Annotated in this window: 1 protein-coding gene and 1 pseudogene; both read left to right on the top strand. The window is 70.7% G+C overall.

What is annotated here, in order from left to right:
- Positions 1 to 107 (top strand): annotated as a pseudogene (locus U858_RS36335) (energy transducer TonB); the annotation flags it as partial.
- A 1-nt stretch (position 108) separates the two neighbouring features.
- Positions 109 to 294 (top strand): hypothetical protein (locus U858_RS0133425; protein ID WP_029954825.1); only part of this gene is annotated, 186 nt, incomplete at its 3' end.

Raw genomic sequence — 294 nt, 5'->3', positions numbered from 1 at the left:
CGGCGCTGGCCGCCGCCCGCAAGGGCCGTTTCAAACCGTATACCCGCAATGGCGTGGCCTACCCCGCCAAAGCAAAAATTCCGTTCGATTTCGTAATGAGGAACTGAGATGTCCAACGCAATGCACAGCGCCACCCTGGTGGCGCAGGCGACCACCAGCCCGGCAGCAGCGCCGGCTGCCGCCGCCGCCGCGCCCGCTGCCCAGCAGGCTGCCGCCACGGCTGGCGGCGTCGCCCAGCAGGCTGCCGGCACCGTCCAGCAAGCCACGGATGCGCTGCACACCGCAGCCGCCGCG

It is taken from the genome of Achromobacter sp. DH1f (assembly GCF_000633435.1).
Classification (GTDB): domain Bacteria; phylum Pseudomonadota; class Gammaproteobacteria; order Burkholderiales; family Burkholderiaceae_B; genus Achromobacter; species Achromobacter deleyi.
The sequence above is the reverse complement of the archived record's forward strand: the minus strand, read 5'-3'. Positions and strand labels throughout refer to the sequence as shown.